Genomic DNA, 14,844 nt, shown 5'->3' on the forward strand with positions numbered 1-14,844 from the left:
AGTTCACCTTAAAATCAGAAAATTTTTATTGTACCGTATGTCCCCAAGCCGGAGCCAGCCATGATTTGCGTCGCAAAATACACAGCAAGATCCCAACTTCTAATAAAGTGAGGTAACCCGCCGTCAAAACATCACTGAGATAATGATGGGTAAGAAAAACGCGGGAAAACGCAATGGTTAAACCAGCCAAAATAAAGGCATAAAAATAACGTGGGAACAGAATACTTAAGCCCAAGGCTGCACCTATAACTGTGGTTGTATGTCCAGATGGAAAGGACCAAAAATAGGCATTGGTTTTAAAACCAAAAAAACCGTACAACTGCTCGTCAAACCACATATCTGGTCTGGCTCGTCCTAATAATGCCTTCAAAAATACGCAAATGACTCCAGGTATGGTAACGCACATAAATAAAAACCAGGCGCGCGCCTCCCACTCGCTATTTTGCCGTATATAGCGGAAAAAAAGTGCAAGAACAAAAAATCCAACCATATAGATCAAACCTAAACCCAGTTTTGTTAACCAAGTCAATAACGGCAAATTTTCTTTTAAATCAATTGAATAAAAATATTGGGCAATAGGTTTATCAAGATACAAAAAGGACAAAACAACGAAACCAATATAGAGCATCGCGACCCAGGGCTTAGTCATTACAGCCAACAAACGATCAAAGGGCGACATACTGTTTTTCTCCCATATTTTCTTGTCTAATTAAAAAAAGCTCTACCCAACGGCCTTTGGTGTAATTATAACCTTTCGTATAGGCCATAATAGCATAGCTCCTACGGTTATTTATCCATTTGGCAAACAGAGCCGGTTCGATTAAAGCCAACCGAGACGAGTCTTGTTGCAACGCTTTCTCTGCCATCTCGCTATCAGTAAATTTCACCAAATTAGTGTTTAAATTAAACACTAAACTGGGCTCTTCAAAACCCACTACCAGTAAAGGCTTGGCAGATGAAATTTGCTTCCTATCAATCAGTTCCACCACATTTTTTGTTAGCCAAAGAGGCTCCAGGGAAGGTAATAATTCTGTAAAAATGAGTGGATAGGCAACCAAAGCCGAAATAAGTACCGCTATACTGGCACGATAATAAGCACCCTGCCAAGCAAAATAAACACAAATAATTGTCATACCAGACAATCCAGCAAACAGAATACAGCTAATAACAGGAATCTGTTGCATCACCAGGTAAGGCAAGAGAGCTAAACTAAAAGCAAACCCCAGGGATAAAAATCCCCATAGAATCTGCAAGAAATGCAACCAACGCCCCGGCAGTTTTATTTTCTCAGTTTTTTCAATAGCCAAAGCACATAATAATGCAATAGCGGGAAATGTGGGTAACACATATTGAGGTAATTTGGTTGGCATCAATTCGAAAAAAATCCAGGTGGGCAAAAGCCAAGCTAACAGAAATTTAACTACTTTATTGTGGCGATTACGAACAGCATAAGTTCCACCTTGCCATAAAAACAGAGAAGCCGGCCAAAATGTTAACGGTAAAATGACTAGATGAAATAAGGGCGGCTTACCATGTGATTCATGCCCACCTTGTAATTTAGGTAATAAATCCTTATGAATCATTTGTAGTAAATAATTACTGTTTTCTGCGGCATTAACCATCAGAACCCAGGCGAAGCTAACTAAGGTAAACAATAATAAACCACGATAAATACGCAGCCCGCGAAGCCAATCCATCCGTCGTTCAATAATACAGAGTGTTGCAACAGATAAGCCCCCAACTAACGGTGTCACACCCTTTAGCACTAAACCATAAGTCATAGCCAACCAGAAGCAACCGGCCCATCCCCAATGAACAGGTTGTTTATCGATGGCTTTTTGATAAATAACCCACAAGGCACCCTGCATTAACAACACAGAAAACAATAAAGAAGTATCAATCACCGCCATATGGGCTTCTACAACGAGCAATAGTGCAGAGGCAAATAGCGCTGTGGCTAATCCGGCTGTGCGCCGACTAACAAAACGGCGAGAGAAAAAATAGGTCAGCAATACAGAGAATAATGCACCTAACAAGGACGGTATGCGGTAAGGCCAGATACTTGTAGACTGGGCGCTAGAGAATAAATTTACACTACCTGCCTGCAGCCAATTTATTCCAGGTGGTTTCTGAAAACGGGTTTTCTCTTGAAAACGAATTTGAAAGTATTGGCCGGTTTGTATCATTTGTCGGCTTGCCTGGGCAAAATGTGCTTCATCCCTATCAATTACAGGCATTTTTGCGATACCAGGCATGAAAATTAATAAAGAAAAAAATCCTAGTAATAAATAACTATTAAGTTTATCCAAGGCATTTGCTCATCGCCCCAATTTGACATGACATGATATAAGAGCAACACGGCCCTGTCCATCGTACCTAGTCATTGCCCAGAAATTATGATCCCGAATACCCAAGACAGGCCAGCAACTATTCTAAACGTAAACTCAACTACTCGGTACAGCATTGGCTTGAGCAAATCACTAACTATCCGTTAGAATGACGCACGCTCATAATGGAGTAAATTTCTATACTCATGCTTGAATTAACAACCATCCAACAGATAGTCACCTGGATACTTCCAGTTTTATTTGCCATAACCCTTCATGAGGCAGCACACGCCTTGGTTGCTAATTATTTCGGCGATAAAACCGCTAAGATGCTTGGGCGTTTAAGCGTTAACCCACTGCGTCACATTGACCTCATTGGCACGATAATTGTCCCTGTTATTACTTTGATATTAAGTGGTTTTGTGTTCGGTTGGGCCAAACCTGTACCTATTAACAGCTCGCAATTGCGCAATCCACGCCGTGATATGGTATTAGTGAGTGCTGCAGGCCCACTTTCAAATCTCATAATGGCTTTTTTATGGGCGTGCTGCCTCAAACTAGCCACCATGCTGGATCCTAACTCGTCTAATATTGCTTTGTTTTTATTGCTCACGTCGCGAGCAGGAATACTTATCAATTTGCTTCTCGCTTATTTTAATTTGATACCCATTCCACCTCTCGATGGCGGGCGTGTTGTTGCTTGTCTTTTACCAATCAGGCAAGCTTTAATTTATGAGAAAATAGAACCCTTTGGTTTTTTTATTTTATTAGCACTGTTATTTAGCGGTATTTTGGGCTGGTTACTCAATCCTGCCATTAGCTGGTCACTGGCAACTATTCGTTTTTTATTTAATTTATGAAAATTCTCGCTGATGCAACTATACCGGGTTTAGTCCAAGCCTTCCCACAACCCTTTGAATTAACTGTCTACAAAGAGGGTGAAAATATAGCCGAACTTCTCAGTGGACAAGATATTCTCTTATGCCGCGCCACACTGAAAGTTAATGAGCAGTTACTAAAAGGACATTCACTGCGCTATGTTGCAACAGCCAGTAGCGGCACTGACCATATCGATAGTGCTTATTTAAAAATGCATGCCATTACGCTCTTGGATGCAAAAGGCAGCAATGCTGTTGCAGTGGCTGATTATGTTATTGCCACACTCGCCTATTTGCAGAGGGATCATTCATTTCAAGGTACGAAGGCTGGTCTTATTGGTGTAGGTGAAGTTGGCTCAAAAGTAAAAGAACGCTTGGCAGCAGCCAACATGGAAGTCCTTTGCTATGATCCACCCAAAAGCAAACGCGACACCAATTTCTACAGTATTACTTTGACCGAACTCGCTGATTGTGATCTAATCTGTGTCCATGCCAGTTTGCACGAGGAGCCCCCTTATCCCAGCCGGAATCTTATCAATGCAGCACTGCTTAAACGATTAAAACCAGGTTGTGTCATCATCAATGCCTCGCGCGGTGGTATCATCGACGAAAAAGCCCTTCTTCAAACTCCGTCAGTTATCTATTGTACTGATGTTTATAATAATGAACCTTTTATTAACCCAGAGATTGTTAATTTTTCCAGGTTATGCACCCCTCACATTGCGGGCCATAGCATTGAAGCCAAGTATGCTGCTGTATTCATCCTAAGTCAGAAATTGCATACTTGCTACGACCTTTCTCCTCCTACAATGGGTAGTTTTTTGGCAACCACTGCAAACTTACCTCCCTTGCCTGAAACGCAGAGTTGGCAGGATTGTGTTTTATCGCTTTTTAATCCTGTTGTTGAGACAAACTTGTTAAAGAATTCCAGCAATCTTGCTGCAACGTTTACCGAACTGCGCAAAGCACATAAAAATCGTCATGATTTCTGTGTCTATAACGCACAATTAGTAAACCAGCAAACACGTAATATCCTTGGGTTTAATAATACTCGTTAAGCAACAGTCGATTATTACCTGAAGGAGATCTTCTGTTTTAGTAGGGCTCTATAATTTAGGCAAAGTGCTTGGTCCCTATCTTATTATGATCGGCATTGCCATGTTTAAACATGGATCCGTTCGGGACTCATGGACAAAATTTAATAAACGATACTCCATGAGTGTTCGTCACAGATTTTTTTACTCTCCCAGTGGAATTGCTTATCGTGGTCGCCACACTATTGATGGGGTACTGAAGTCAAGCCGAAACTAATTTGGCTGTAGTACCCAAGCTTGCTCTAACAATTTGATAGGTGTTGATTTAGCTTTTAATTTACTTGTTGTTTAGCCTTCAAACGCCTTATCACCGCTTGATCAGAAAAGGCATGCCGCACATTGCCAATTTGCTGATAGGCTTCATGACCTTTGCCCGCAATAAGAATAATATCATCTTTATGTGCCAAATTAAGCGCTTTGGTAATCGCTTCTTCTCGATCGGAAATTTTATACAAATTAGCTTTGGAAATTATTCCGGCATCAATGGCATCAATGATAGCCCAAGGATCCTCATTACGCGGATTATCACTGGTGATAATAGCAATATCTGCATATTCACTGGCAATTCGCCCCATTATCGGTCGTTTACTCTTGTCTCTATCACCACCACAACCAAACACGACTATAATACGACCTTTTTTTACTTTTTTTAGAGTAGCCAATACATTTTGCAACGCATCTGGCGTGTGTGCGTAATCAACGATAGCATAGGGCTCATGCGTTACAACTTCCATACGGCCAGGGGCCGGTTGTAATTCTGCCATCACAGGGATTACTTTCTCAACATCATAGCCAACTGCCAATAAGCTGGTAAAAACGGCCAGGGCATTATAAATATTAAAAAAACCAAGTGCATTAATCACTAATTGATGCTGTCCCCAAGGTGAAGCCACCTCAAGCCGAGTCCCCGCCAAGCTAACATCCCAACGCAAAGCGCGCACATCGGCCTCATCTTTAATGCCGTAACTGATAATTTGGCAAGGTTTTCTCACTGCAGCCCGCATTGTTTGTTGGTAATTATCATCCTGATTAATAATGGCCCACTTGAGGGTTGGCTCGGCGAAGAGTAACGCTTTCGCAGCAGCATAAGCATCCATTGTTTCATGATAATCAAGATGATCATGACTTAGATTAGTAAAAATTGCCTGGTGAAAATCAATACCCTCCACCCGCTTTTGATGTAAGGCATGAGAGGAAACTTCCATACACACTTGCTTTATACCCTTTTGCTGATAGGTGTATAAAAGATATTGCAAACAAAGCGCATCTGGCGTTGTATTCGCTAAAGAATCCAATGCAGTAACATCACCTTGCCCCAGGGTTCCAATGTAAGCCGCTTTTTCACTCAATAGGGTATGAGCCTGAGCTAATTGGTAAGCAATGGTTGTTTTGCCATTTGTTCCTGTGACTCCAGTTACCGCTAATTTCTTCGTTGGCTCAACAAAAAATCGGCTGGCAATTGCGGCAAGTTTTTTTGCCAGATCTGGTAAAGCAAGGCAGGGTACTTGCGTTGGAAGTTGACCATTACTTGGCCAGTTATCTGGTTCGTAAACAATCGCTTTTGCACCTGCTTTAATCGCCTGTTGAATATACAACCTACCATCAGTAGCAGCGCCAGGATAAGCAAAAAATAAAAACCCATGTTTTATTTGCCGGCTATCGTTATGTATACCTAGAATGTCACAATCAGGTAGATTCTCAGTAATCCAAGGACGCATTAACTCAGCAAGTTTCATGGTAACCTCACGTAGTTGTTTTATCAGGGGGCACTTCCAAGATGCGTAAAGCCCCAGACATAACCTGTGCAAAAAGTGGGGCTGCAACAGCCGCGCCATAATAACTGTTCCGTGTCGGTTCGTGAATCACAACAACCACAACAAGCCGCGGTTGTGAAACTGGCGCTATACCGACAAAGCTCGCAATGTGACGATTCGCTTCATAGCCATTTTTACCGGCAATTCTTGCGGTTCCTGTTTTACCGGCAACTCGATAACCAGGAATTCTAGCCAATTTTCCTGTCCCTTCATTGCCAAGCACTGCCTCCATCATGGCAAGAACCTGACTGGCTGTTTTCTCATCCAGTACTTGTTCACCAGCGATTGTTGTTTCATTATGTAGTAAAGTAACCGGTAACAATCGCCCTTTATTGGCAAAAATAAGATAACCTTTCGCTAACTGTAAAGCGGTTACAGATAAACCATAACCAAAACCCAGCGTTGCTAATACAAATGGATTCGCATCTTTGGCTTTAACAATTCCCCCATCACTTTCTCCGGGATAACCGCTTTCCGTGCGTTGTCCAAACCCACTGCGCTGCAGCAGACCAATGAGTTGTTCGGGGGGACTTAAGAGAATCATTTTGGTAACACCAACGTTACTGGAATGCTGTAATACGCCAGTTACATCTAATACACCATAATTATGTACATCACGGATAGTATGGCCATGTACTATCATCCAGCTTGGCCGGGTATCAATAATATCTTCGGGCTTCACCAAACCACTTCCCAACGCACTGGCTATACTAAAAGGCTTGATCACGGATCCAGGTTCAAAAATATCGGTTATCGCTTTATTACGATAACTGTCACGCGTATAACGACCACGTGCATTAGGATTAAATGACGGGTAATTGGCCGCGGCCAGTATTTCTCCATTTTGAGCATCAACAACCACCACAGAACCCGATTTTGCAGCAAATTTCTCCAGAGTTAGCTGTAATTCATGGTAAGCCAAATACTGAATACGTTTATCAATACTCAAAGGTAAATCATGTCCTGGCCGAGGTTCTTTAAGCACACCCAACTCATCAACAATCTGGCCTGTACGATCTTTTACAACCCTCTTCTTGCCGTTAACTCCCATTAACCAATCCTGATAAGCGAGCTCTAATCCTTCAAGACCAGCATCGTCAATATTAGTAAAACCAATTAACTGTGCGGTACTTTCTGCTTCAGGGTAATATCGCTTAAATTCCTGTTGAAAATTAACACCAGGAATTTTGAGTTGCTCAATTTGTTTAGCAAGCGTCGGCGGTAACTGGCGATGTAGATAAAGAAATTCCCGCGAACTGGCTCTTCTAACTCTGGCAATGATTCGCTTTGAAGGTACATTCAGTAAACGGGATAACGCTGCCAATTGTTTGGCATTCGGTGAAAATACTTTAGGATTTACCCACACGGATTGTACTGGCGTACTTACAGCGAGAGGACTCCCTTGTCTATCAGTAATCATGCCGCGATAGGCCGGAATATCAATGGTACGAATACTGCGCGCCTCACCCTGCCCTAACAAAAATTGACGATGAAGTACTGTCAAATCCAACATCCGCCATACAAGCACTGCTAGTAGCAGGATGAAAAAAAACGATACGACTACTAGCCGAGCTTGATGACCATTTGTTTTCATTGGATTCGCAACACAAAAGTTTCTTTATCCGCCGGTAATCTCATCTGTAATTTCTGTATTGCCAGCTCCTCTACTCTTGCGGGCGTTGCAAGACTTGCTTGCTCCAAAAGTAATTGTCCCCATTGCAACTGCAGCTGGTGCGTTTGCTGCTCTAAATGCTGCAACTGACTAAAACTGATACGATGCTCATTGGTCGTATAGATAATAGCCAAGGCACTCAGTAATACTGCCAATAGTAAAGTTAACATGAAACAAAGCTGTTTTGAGAGACGCATATCTAGTAATTGTCCACTAAAAAAATTGCTCTGATTAATCGCTCTGGCTGCGGCATTCATGCTATTTTTTCTCCTATTCTTAAGACCGCACTGCGTGCCCTGATGTTTTCTTTTACTTCCTCATCAGATGCTTTGACGGCCTTCCCCACCCGCTTAAAACACGTTTGAATCTCCACATTGCGTACAGGCACCTCCGGTGGCAGGCGCAAACCTTGCTCTTTAGTACGCATAAACTGCTTAACAATACGATCTTCCAAGGAGTGGAAACTAATCACTGCCAAACGCCCGCCAACCGCTAAAACATTGAGAGCTTCATCCAGACAAGCCGTCAAATCACTTAATTCCTGATTCACATGGATACGTATCGCTTGAAATACTCTTGTTGCAGGATGTTTATGTTTTTCCCATTTTGGATTAGCTTGTTTGACAATTTCCGCCAAAGCTTCTGTAGTCTGAATGGGGGACTCTGTACGCGCAGCCACAATTGCACGTGCAATGCGTCCAGCAAAACGCTCTTCGCCATATTCTCGGAATATGGCAGCCATTTCATCCGCCTCTGCCTTATTAACAAATCGAGCAGCATCCAACTCTTGATCTAAATCCATGCGCATATCTAAAGGTCCTTGCTGCATAAAACTAAAACCTCGCGCTGGGTTATCCAATTGGGGCGAAGAAACACCTAAATCCAACAAAATACCGTTGACCTGCCCGTAAACATTGGCTTGCTTGGCAAATGAAGCAAGCTTGGCAAATGAGCCTTGATATATATGAAAGCGATTATCCTTAGCAAAATGTTGTTTAGCGTACTCTATTGCCTCAGGATCTTTATCAATTGCAATTAGACGCCCTGCTGCAGATAATTGCTGCAAAATAGCGCGACTATGACCACCACGGCCGAAAGTTCCATCAATATAGATGCCGTCTGCCTTGATAGCCAAGCCTTCTATTGTTTCCCGCAACAATACTGATTGGTGCGCCATCATAATTATTTCCGTTACAAAGAAAAAGTTTTCATCTCATCTGGCAATCCATCCTCTTGGGAAGCTTCTTCAGCCAACCATTGTTCGCGTCTGGTCTGCCACAACATTTCATCCCAAACTTCAAACTTATTGCCCTGACCTATCATCACAACTCGTTTATCAAGATGGGCATAGTCGCGTAATAAAGGTGGTAAAAGCACACGGCCATTCCCATCCAGCTCTACATCCGTTGCATGTCCAATCAGCAAGCGCTGAATTCGACGAGCTGCCACATTAAAACTAGGCAAGCTTTGCAGCTTATCCTCAATAATCTGCCACTGCGCTGCTGGATAAAGCAGCAAACATGTCTCTTCTGTATCAATGGTCACCACCAAAGAGGATTTCTCTTGCGCACCCAAGGCGTCTCGATAACGCGTTGGTACTGCAAGACGGCCTTTCCCGTCAATTGTGATGGCATTAATTCCGCGAAACATGGTTTCTTTTTTGTGGTCGGTTATTAACCATCCCACAATTCTCCACTTTTTTAGTATTTTAAACCACTTTTATACACTATAGAAACACATTTTCCCAAGCGTCAACCCCAAAACAGGATTTTCTAGTAAAAAATTTCAGCAATACCCATTCACAAGCCTATAAAGAGGCATAGTGATTTTATTTAGAGCATTCTCTTGATAGATCAACACCCTAGAAATCGTTTTTATTTTTTTAGGAAAGGAACAACTATGTATTTCGAATAAACGCAGAGATTAAAACTGATTTACTACAACTACTGTCACTACCTAAAAACAACACCTACAACTTGCTAGCTATTCAGCATTGCAGCCAAACGAATACCCTGCAACACTAAATCAGGAACCAAATGATCATAAATTCCCTGTTTATCAAACAAAGAAGCAAATCCCCCTGTTGCCAACACTATTACATCTTGCCCAGCAAAAGATTCGGTTTTAATACGATTAATTAATTCGCGACAAGCACCTAAAGCACCATAAAAAACACCTGACTGAATACTTTCAATCGTAGAGCGCCCTACAACCTGTTCTGTTCTAACAATTTCTACCGCCGGTAACTTCGCAGTCTTGGTAGCAAGCGCATCGACTGACAAGCGCACACCAGGTAAGATTGCCCCACCCAAATACGCTTTTTGCATGGTAATTACGCAAAATGTCGTAGCAGTACCAAAATCAATGACTACAATATTTTTTCCTGGAAAAGCATGCGTCGCCGCGATCGCATTGGCTATACGGTCTGCACCAACTTCAACCGGGTTACGATATTTAATGTTTAAACCTGTCTTGACCCCTGCTTGCAACATGAAAGGCTCTACAGAAAAATACTTCACACAGGCGGCCCGCAGAGAATAATCTAACTGTGGTACAACGGAACAAATGGCAATTGCATTAATTCCTTCCGGTGAACACTGATTCTCACGCAAGACAGTTTTAAGAAAAATGCCTAATTCATCGGAAGTACTCACTTGCGAAGTATGGCGAAAGCGAAGACGAATCTCATCCCCGGCAAATACACCGCCGTAGATATGTGAATTACCAACATCAATACATAGCATCATGGTCAATAGACTCCGCTATTGCAAATGCGCCGATAGTAAGTCTAGTTATGATGAGAATCAAGGGGGGGAATAGAAAAAGTCGGTCGATAAGCCGGGTTCTGTCTTGGACAACCATTCATCTGGGACATGCGTCACCACATGCCTCAAGCGACCTACCCGAATCCCGTACGGGCCATACGTTCGTGCATCGCAGCACGAAGGATTCCTATTTGGTCTTGCTCCGGGTGGGGTTTTCCCTGCCACGACTGTTACCAATCGTGCGGTGCGCTCTTACCACACCATTTCACCCTTACCTACCTGCTGTGAACAACAAATAGGCGGTATATTTTCTGTGGCACTTTCCGTAGGCTCACGCCTCCCAGGAGTTACCTGGCACCCTGCCCTGCGGAGCCCGGACTTTCCTCCCTTTGTTTTACACAAAGAGCGATTGCCTGACCGACTCTGTTGTTAATACTAGCAGAGTGCCCAATGAAAGACTAGAGCTATTAATATTTCCACTAGCTTGTTATTCATGCCTTGATTTGGCTGTGATAGACAGAAATCAAAGCATAACCGCTTAGACGAATTATCAACAGTCTCAAGAATTAACCACGCGTACCGATAAACTCGTCGTCAAAATAACGCTTCAGTTTAGTACGCAAAGTACCACGGCTTACACCAAGAACACGAGCAGCTTTAGACTGATTATAACGAGTTAATTCCATTACCGTACGAAATAAAGGGGCTTCAACTTCTTCAACAATTAATTGATAAAGATTCAAGTTCGCATCTTTATTACCAACCGTATTCAAATAACCCTTTACTGCTCCAACGACCTGTTGAGTCAACGCTTCATTGTTTTGCTCAACCTGTTGCATAACTGCACTCATTATTCCTCTCCCAACACACAAAATTAACTATAGAACATGTGGTCAAACTCAATGCAGAGACTGAACATCATGCGCGATATACTAACAAATATCTCAAAGAGTGTAAACATTGTTTTATTGATATTCATTTATTAAGGGAAGCTTAAGGGAAAAATGGGAAATTTTCAAGCATTTTTGTAAAATATGAGCATTTTTTTATCATTTGACGGCCACTTTCTGCTCTAAATAAATAATAAAAAGCCTTGAAAAAAACAAAATGACAATAAATGATGCGAAAACAGGGCGGTAATTGCAAAAAAACATTGCTTTCTGTCTATAATTTAGAATATTTGTTATAAGGAAAGATTGAAATGACTAAGAAATCCGAGAAAAAAACGAGTGGCTTAAAGAAAGAAAAACAAAAAATTCCTACAGAAAATTTAGCGAAGGTATCCGGTGGCCACCATGAAAGACCGATACAGCTCCCCAGACCTCCCAGACCCCATATCCCTCGCGAAGAATAATGAGCTGAGAGTTTTACTCCACTGTAAAACTCTCTCCACAACCACATTGCCCTGTTTGATTAGGATTATTAAAAACAAACTTATGGTTTAATCCCTGTTTGACGTAATCAATGCTCATCCCTTTAAGATAGGGATAACTGCCCTTATCAATACAGATTTGATAATCACCGGCTAACGGCAGCACGATATCGTTCTCTTGGGGCACCACAACATAATCCACAACATAAGACAAACCAGAACAACCAGTCTTTTTTACCGATAAACGAATCCCTCTACTTTCTGGATGTTTGCCAAGATCAGAAAGTACATGGCGAGTAGCCGCTTCACTGAAAGTAACAGCCATCCCAGAATCACTTTTATGCTGCATCACTTCACTCATTTTTCCCCCTTGCGTATTAACCCTGGATTAGGGTCTGTTGTCATTTCTACTCTTGGCCGAAATGCGTTACTTCCTCTGCTTCGCTACTTAGTTTTAACCTCTGCTGCGATGTTCGAAAATCAACACCTTTCGACTCAAGCTAGCGAAATGGAGCCCCCTAGAAGGCAACCAATTTTGCTTTCATAATCCGCACAATTTCTTTATAGCCGTCTTCAATCTGCAGTGCCACGTGATAACGAACTTTTGGCAGAGCCAATTCTTGGGCCAACCAAGCATGATCATATTTTGGGTGTGTCTCCAACAAAGTCCCCTCCAATTGCCGGCACAACCATTCTGCAGCAGCAATCAAATAGGGATTCCCATAGGCTTTGAAGCGTGCCTTCAGGATGTGGCCTTGCGCATCACAACATAAATAAAAGTCGAAGACGTCACCCCGACCCGCTTCTCCCCCATGATAATGGGCACACAACGGCTGCAACTGATCCAAAACACCCACATGGGTTGGCGAAAAAAAACAAGACTCTACAAGTTCATTATACATCATAGTGGCGATATTTCGTGCAAACGGTTTATCTGATAACAAATTATTTCAATGGCCTGCTTCACTTGCTCTTCAGTAGTAAAACGGCCGCAAGACAATCGAATTGAACTATAAGCTAACTCATCATTTAAACCCAGTGCCCTCAGTACATAGGAAGGCTGCCGGCTTGCCGCTGCGCAAGCAGAAGTCGTTGAAATAGCTAATTCACGTAAAGCGAATAAGAGTGAATCTCCATCAACGCCAGCAAACGTCACATTTAAATTTCCTGCTACGCGTTGCTGTTCATGGCCATTTAAGCGAACTCCGGGCAAATGTTTAATTCCTTGCCATAATTGCTGCCGCAAACGCAAAATACCTGCTTGCTCCTCGACACGGGAATGCTCAGCAAGGGCAAAAGCCTCTCCCATCGCTACTATTTGATGGGTTGCTAAAGTACCTGAGCGCATTCCTCCTTCATGCCCTCCCCCAAAAGAAAGTGCTTGAATGCGAATTCGAGGCTTATGACGGACATACAAAGCCCCTATACCCTTAGGACCATAATTTTTATGAGCAGAAAACGACATTAAATCAACAGGCAATTTACGCAAATCAATTTCAATTTTACCGGCACTTTGTGCGGCATCCACATGAAATATAATTCCCCTGCCACGCAAGAGTTCACCAATGGCACTAATATCCTGCACAACCCCTATTTCATTATTAACGTGCATGACAGACACTAAAATTGTTTCGTCCCTGAGAGCCTGGATCAGTGTTTGTAAATTGAGTAGGCCATCGGGTTGCGGTTCCAGATAAGTGACTTGAAAGCCTTCTTTCTCTAACTGATGGAAACTATCAAGTACCGCCTTATGTTCTGTAAGCAGGGTAACCACATGGCGGCCTTTCCTCTGGTAAAAACGCGCCGCCCCAAGAATAGCCAGGTTATCCGCCTCAGTAGCACCAGAGGTAAATACAATTTCTTGTGGCTGCGCATGAATAACAGCCGCTATTTGGGACCGTGCATAATCCACCGCTTCAGCCGCCTGCTTACCATAGACGTGAGTAATTGAGGCTGGATTGCCAAAGCAGCCATCAGGCCCTAGATACCCCGTCATTTTTTCAATTACCCGCGGATCAACAGGCGTAGTGGCCATATAATCCAAATAAATTGGTAATTTACTCATTCTGAACTCCTGCTAGCGATCCTTTGCGTACTTCAATGCATTTTGCATATGGCTTAAAATCCCCCGTAGTATAGTGACTTCCATATATTCAAGGCCTGCGCGATTAAATAGCCTTCTAATCCGTTGTATCAAACGCCTGGTCGGCTTTGTAGTCTTTAAAAAATTTATTGCTCGCAAGACTTCTATTAGATGAGTATAAAACTGTTCCGCTTCATCTGCCGTTGCCAAACGATCATGGCGTAATTCAACATCAGCTGCCGGGGATAATAGTTTCATGCGCAGCTCATAGGCAATAATTTGTACTGCCTGGGAAAGATTTAAAGAACTATAGACAGGATTAGAGGGGATATTGACGTGATAATGGCTACGCAATAACTCTTCATTAGTAAGGCCTGTACGTTCGCGGCCAAAAATAATCGCCACCTCTGTCTCATCAGGTTGCGAGCAAACCAGTTCCGCACAACTTGCCGGAATTAACCCTGGTAGACTAAGTCCTCGCGGCCTCGCACTGGTCGCAATAACTAACTGACAACCTGTAAGCGCTTCTTCCAACGAGTCACAAACCACTACCTGCTGTAACAAATCATCCGCACCAGCCGCCATTTCATAAGCTTTTTGATCAGGAAAAGACTTCGGCGAGACGAGATAGAGCTTATGTAAACCCATCGTTTTCATTGCTCTTGCAGCTGAACCAATATTACCAGGGTGGGAGGTTTCAATCAGTACTATTCGAATTGAAGCAAATTTCATAACAACAGTCTTAATTATTCAGTAATCGCAACTATACCAGCAATGACTTCTCTCTGTACAAAAAAAAATGTGTTAGAATCGCAAACTTTGTTAAAAACGAGCGAATC

Annotated in this window: 16 protein-coding genes and 1 other RNA gene; 3 read left to right on the plus strand and 14 right to left on the minus strand. The window is 42.6% G+C overall.

Going from position 1 to position 14,844, the window contains the following annotated elements; translation table 11 throughout:
- Positions 1 to 25 precede the first annotated feature (25 nt).
- Both DYC89_RS09790 and DYC89_RS09795 read right to left on the minus strand, forming a co-directional pair.
- Positions 26 to 679, minus strand: a complete 654-nt coding sequence (locus DYC89_RS09790; RefSeq protein WP_228364904.1) for a phosphatase PAP2 family protein — start codon at positions 677 to 679, stop codon at positions 26 to 28.
- A complete protein-coding gene (locus tag DYC89_RS09795; protein WP_115221616.1) occupies positions 666 to 2,309 on the minus strand; it encodes an ArnT family glycosyltransferase in 1,644 nt (547 codons plus the stop codon). The genes DYC89_RS09790 and DYC89_RS09795 overlap by 14 nt, the downstream gene beginning before the upstream one ends.
- A 224-nt stretch (positions 2,310 to 2,533) precedes the next feature.
- Between DYC89_RS09795 and DYC89_RS09800 the strand changes: the two genes are divergently transcribed.
- Both DYC89_RS09800 and DYC89_RS09805 read left to right on the plus strand, forming a co-directional pair.
- On the plus strand, positions 2,534 to 3,187 hold the full coding sequence (locus tag DYC89_RS09800; RefSeq protein ID WP_115221617.1) for a site-2 protease family protein: 654 nt from the start codon (positions 2,534 to 2,536) through the stop codon (positions 3,185 to 3,187).
- Positions 3,184 to 4,263: a 4-phosphoerythronate dehydrogenase gene (locus DYC89_RS09805; RefSeq protein ID WP_115221618.1), complete on the plus strand. Its 1,080-nt coding sequence runs from the start codon at positions 3,184 to 3,186 to the stop codon at positions 4,261 to 4,263. The genes DYC89_RS09800 and DYC89_RS09805 overlap by 4 nt, the downstream gene beginning before the upstream one ends.
- Before the next feature lie 308 nt (positions 4,264 to 4,571).
- On the opposite strand, the gene DYC89_RS09810 is transcribed toward DYC89_RS09805, so the two are convergent.
- The 8 genes from DYC89_RS09810 to DYC89_RS09845 all read right to left on the minus strand — a co-directional run bounded on the left by DYC89_RS09810 (position 4,572) and on the right by DYC89_RS09845 (position 11,401).
- Positions 4,572 to 6,035, minus strand: a complete 1,464-nt coding sequence (locus DYC89_RS09810) for a UDP-N-acetylmuramoyl-L-alanyl-D-glutamate--2,6-diaminopimelate ligase (RefSeq protein WP_115221619.1) — start codon at positions 6,033 to 6,035, stop codon at positions 4,572 to 4,574.
- 7 nt (positions 6,036 to 6,042) lie between these two features.
- Entirely contained in the window at positions 6,043 to 7,707 is a 1,665-nt protein-coding gene (locus DYC89_RS09815) for a peptidoglycan D,D-transpeptidase FtsI family protein (protein WP_115221620.1), read from the minus strand.
- On the minus strand, positions 7,704 to 8,042 hold the full coding sequence (gene ftsL / locus DYC89_RS09820) for a cell division protein FtsL (RefSeq protein WP_058447474.1): 339 nt from the start codon (positions 8,040 to 8,042) through the stop codon (positions 7,704 to 7,706). Before ftsL ends, DYC89_RS09815 begins: the two co-directional genes overlap by 4 nt.
- Positions 8,039 to 8,965, minus strand: a complete 927-nt coding sequence (gene rsmH / locus DYC89_RS09825) for a 16S rRNA (cytosine(1402)-N(4))-methyltransferase RsmH (protein ID WP_115221621.1) — start codon at positions 8,963 to 8,965, stop codon at positions 8,039 to 8,041. The genes ftsL and rsmH overlap by 4 nt, the downstream gene beginning before the upstream one ends.
- A gap of 11 nt (positions 8,966 to 8,976) precedes the next feature.
- Entirely contained in the window at positions 8,977 to 9,435 is a 459-nt protein-coding gene (gene mraZ, locus DYC89_RS09830; protein WP_115222728.1) for a division/cell wall cluster transcriptional repressor MraZ, read from the minus strand.
- Positions 9,436 to 9,764: 329 nt separating this feature from the next.
- Positions 9,765 to 10,532: a type III pantothenate kinase gene (locus DYC89_RS09835; protein ID WP_058447476.1), complete on the minus strand. Its 768-nt coding sequence runs from the start codon at positions 10,530 to 10,532 to the stop codon at positions 9,765 to 9,767.
- A gap of 71 nt (positions 10,533 to 10,603) precedes the next feature.
- An RNA gene (gene rnpB, locus DYC89_RS09840) (RNase P RNA component class A) lies at positions 10,604 to 10,975 on the minus strand.
- A gap of 141 nt (positions 10,976 to 11,116) precedes the next feature.
- On the minus strand, positions 11,117 to 11,401 hold the full coding sequence (locus tag DYC89_RS09845; protein ID WP_058447477.1) for a helix-turn-helix domain-containing protein: 285 nt from the start codon (positions 11,399 to 11,401) through the stop codon (positions 11,117 to 11,119).
- A 350-nt stretch (positions 11,402 to 11,751) separates the two neighbouring features.
- Here DYC89_RS09845 and DYC89_RS16495 point away from each other — a divergent pair, with 350 nt between their 5' ends.
- Positions 11,752 to 11,904 carry a hypothetical protein gene (locus DYC89_RS16495; protein WP_181879369.1) on the plus strand — a complete coding sequence of 51 codons (153 nt, stop codon included), beginning with the start codon at positions 11,752 to 11,754 and terminating at the stop codon, positions 11,902 to 11,904.
- 13 nt (positions 11,905 to 11,917) lie between these two features.
- On the opposite strand, the gene DYC89_RS09850 is transcribed toward DYC89_RS16495, so the two are convergent.
- The 4 genes from DYC89_RS09850 to DYC89_RS09865 form a co-directional block, all read right to left on the minus strand.
- A complete protein-coding gene (locus DYC89_RS09850; protein ID WP_115221622.1) occupies positions 11,918 to 12,283 on the minus strand; it encodes a HesB/IscA family protein in 366 nt (121 codons plus the stop codon).
- A gap of 157 nt (positions 12,284 to 12,440) precedes the next feature.
- Positions 12,441 to 12,827, minus strand: a complete 387-nt coding sequence (locus DYC89_RS09855) for an iron-sulfur cluster assembly scaffold protein (RefSeq protein WP_115221623.1) — start codon at positions 12,825 to 12,827, stop codon at positions 12,441 to 12,443.
- The gene (locus tag DYC89_RS09860) at positions 12,824 to 13,987 is read right to left on the minus strand and encodes an IscS subfamily cysteine desulfurase (protein ID WP_115221624.1); all 1,164 of its coding nucleotides are present in this window, start codon (positions 13,985 to 13,987) and stop codon (positions 12,824 to 12,826) included. The genes DYC89_RS09855 and DYC89_RS09860 overlap by 4 nt, the downstream gene beginning before the upstream one ends.
- 12 nt (positions 13,988 to 13,999) lie before the next feature.
- Positions 14,000 to 14,737: an RNA methyltransferase gene (locus DYC89_RS09865; RefSeq protein ID WP_115221625.1), complete on the minus strand. Its 738-nt coding sequence runs from the start codon at positions 14,735 to 14,737 to the stop codon at positions 14,000 to 14,002.
- Positions 14,738 to 14,844: the final 107 nt, after the last annotated feature.

Source organism: Legionella donaldsonii, from assembly GCF_900452385.1.
Classification (GTDB): Bacteria; Pseudomonadota; Gammaproteobacteria; order Legionellales; family Legionellaceae; genus Tatlockia; species Tatlockia donaldsonii.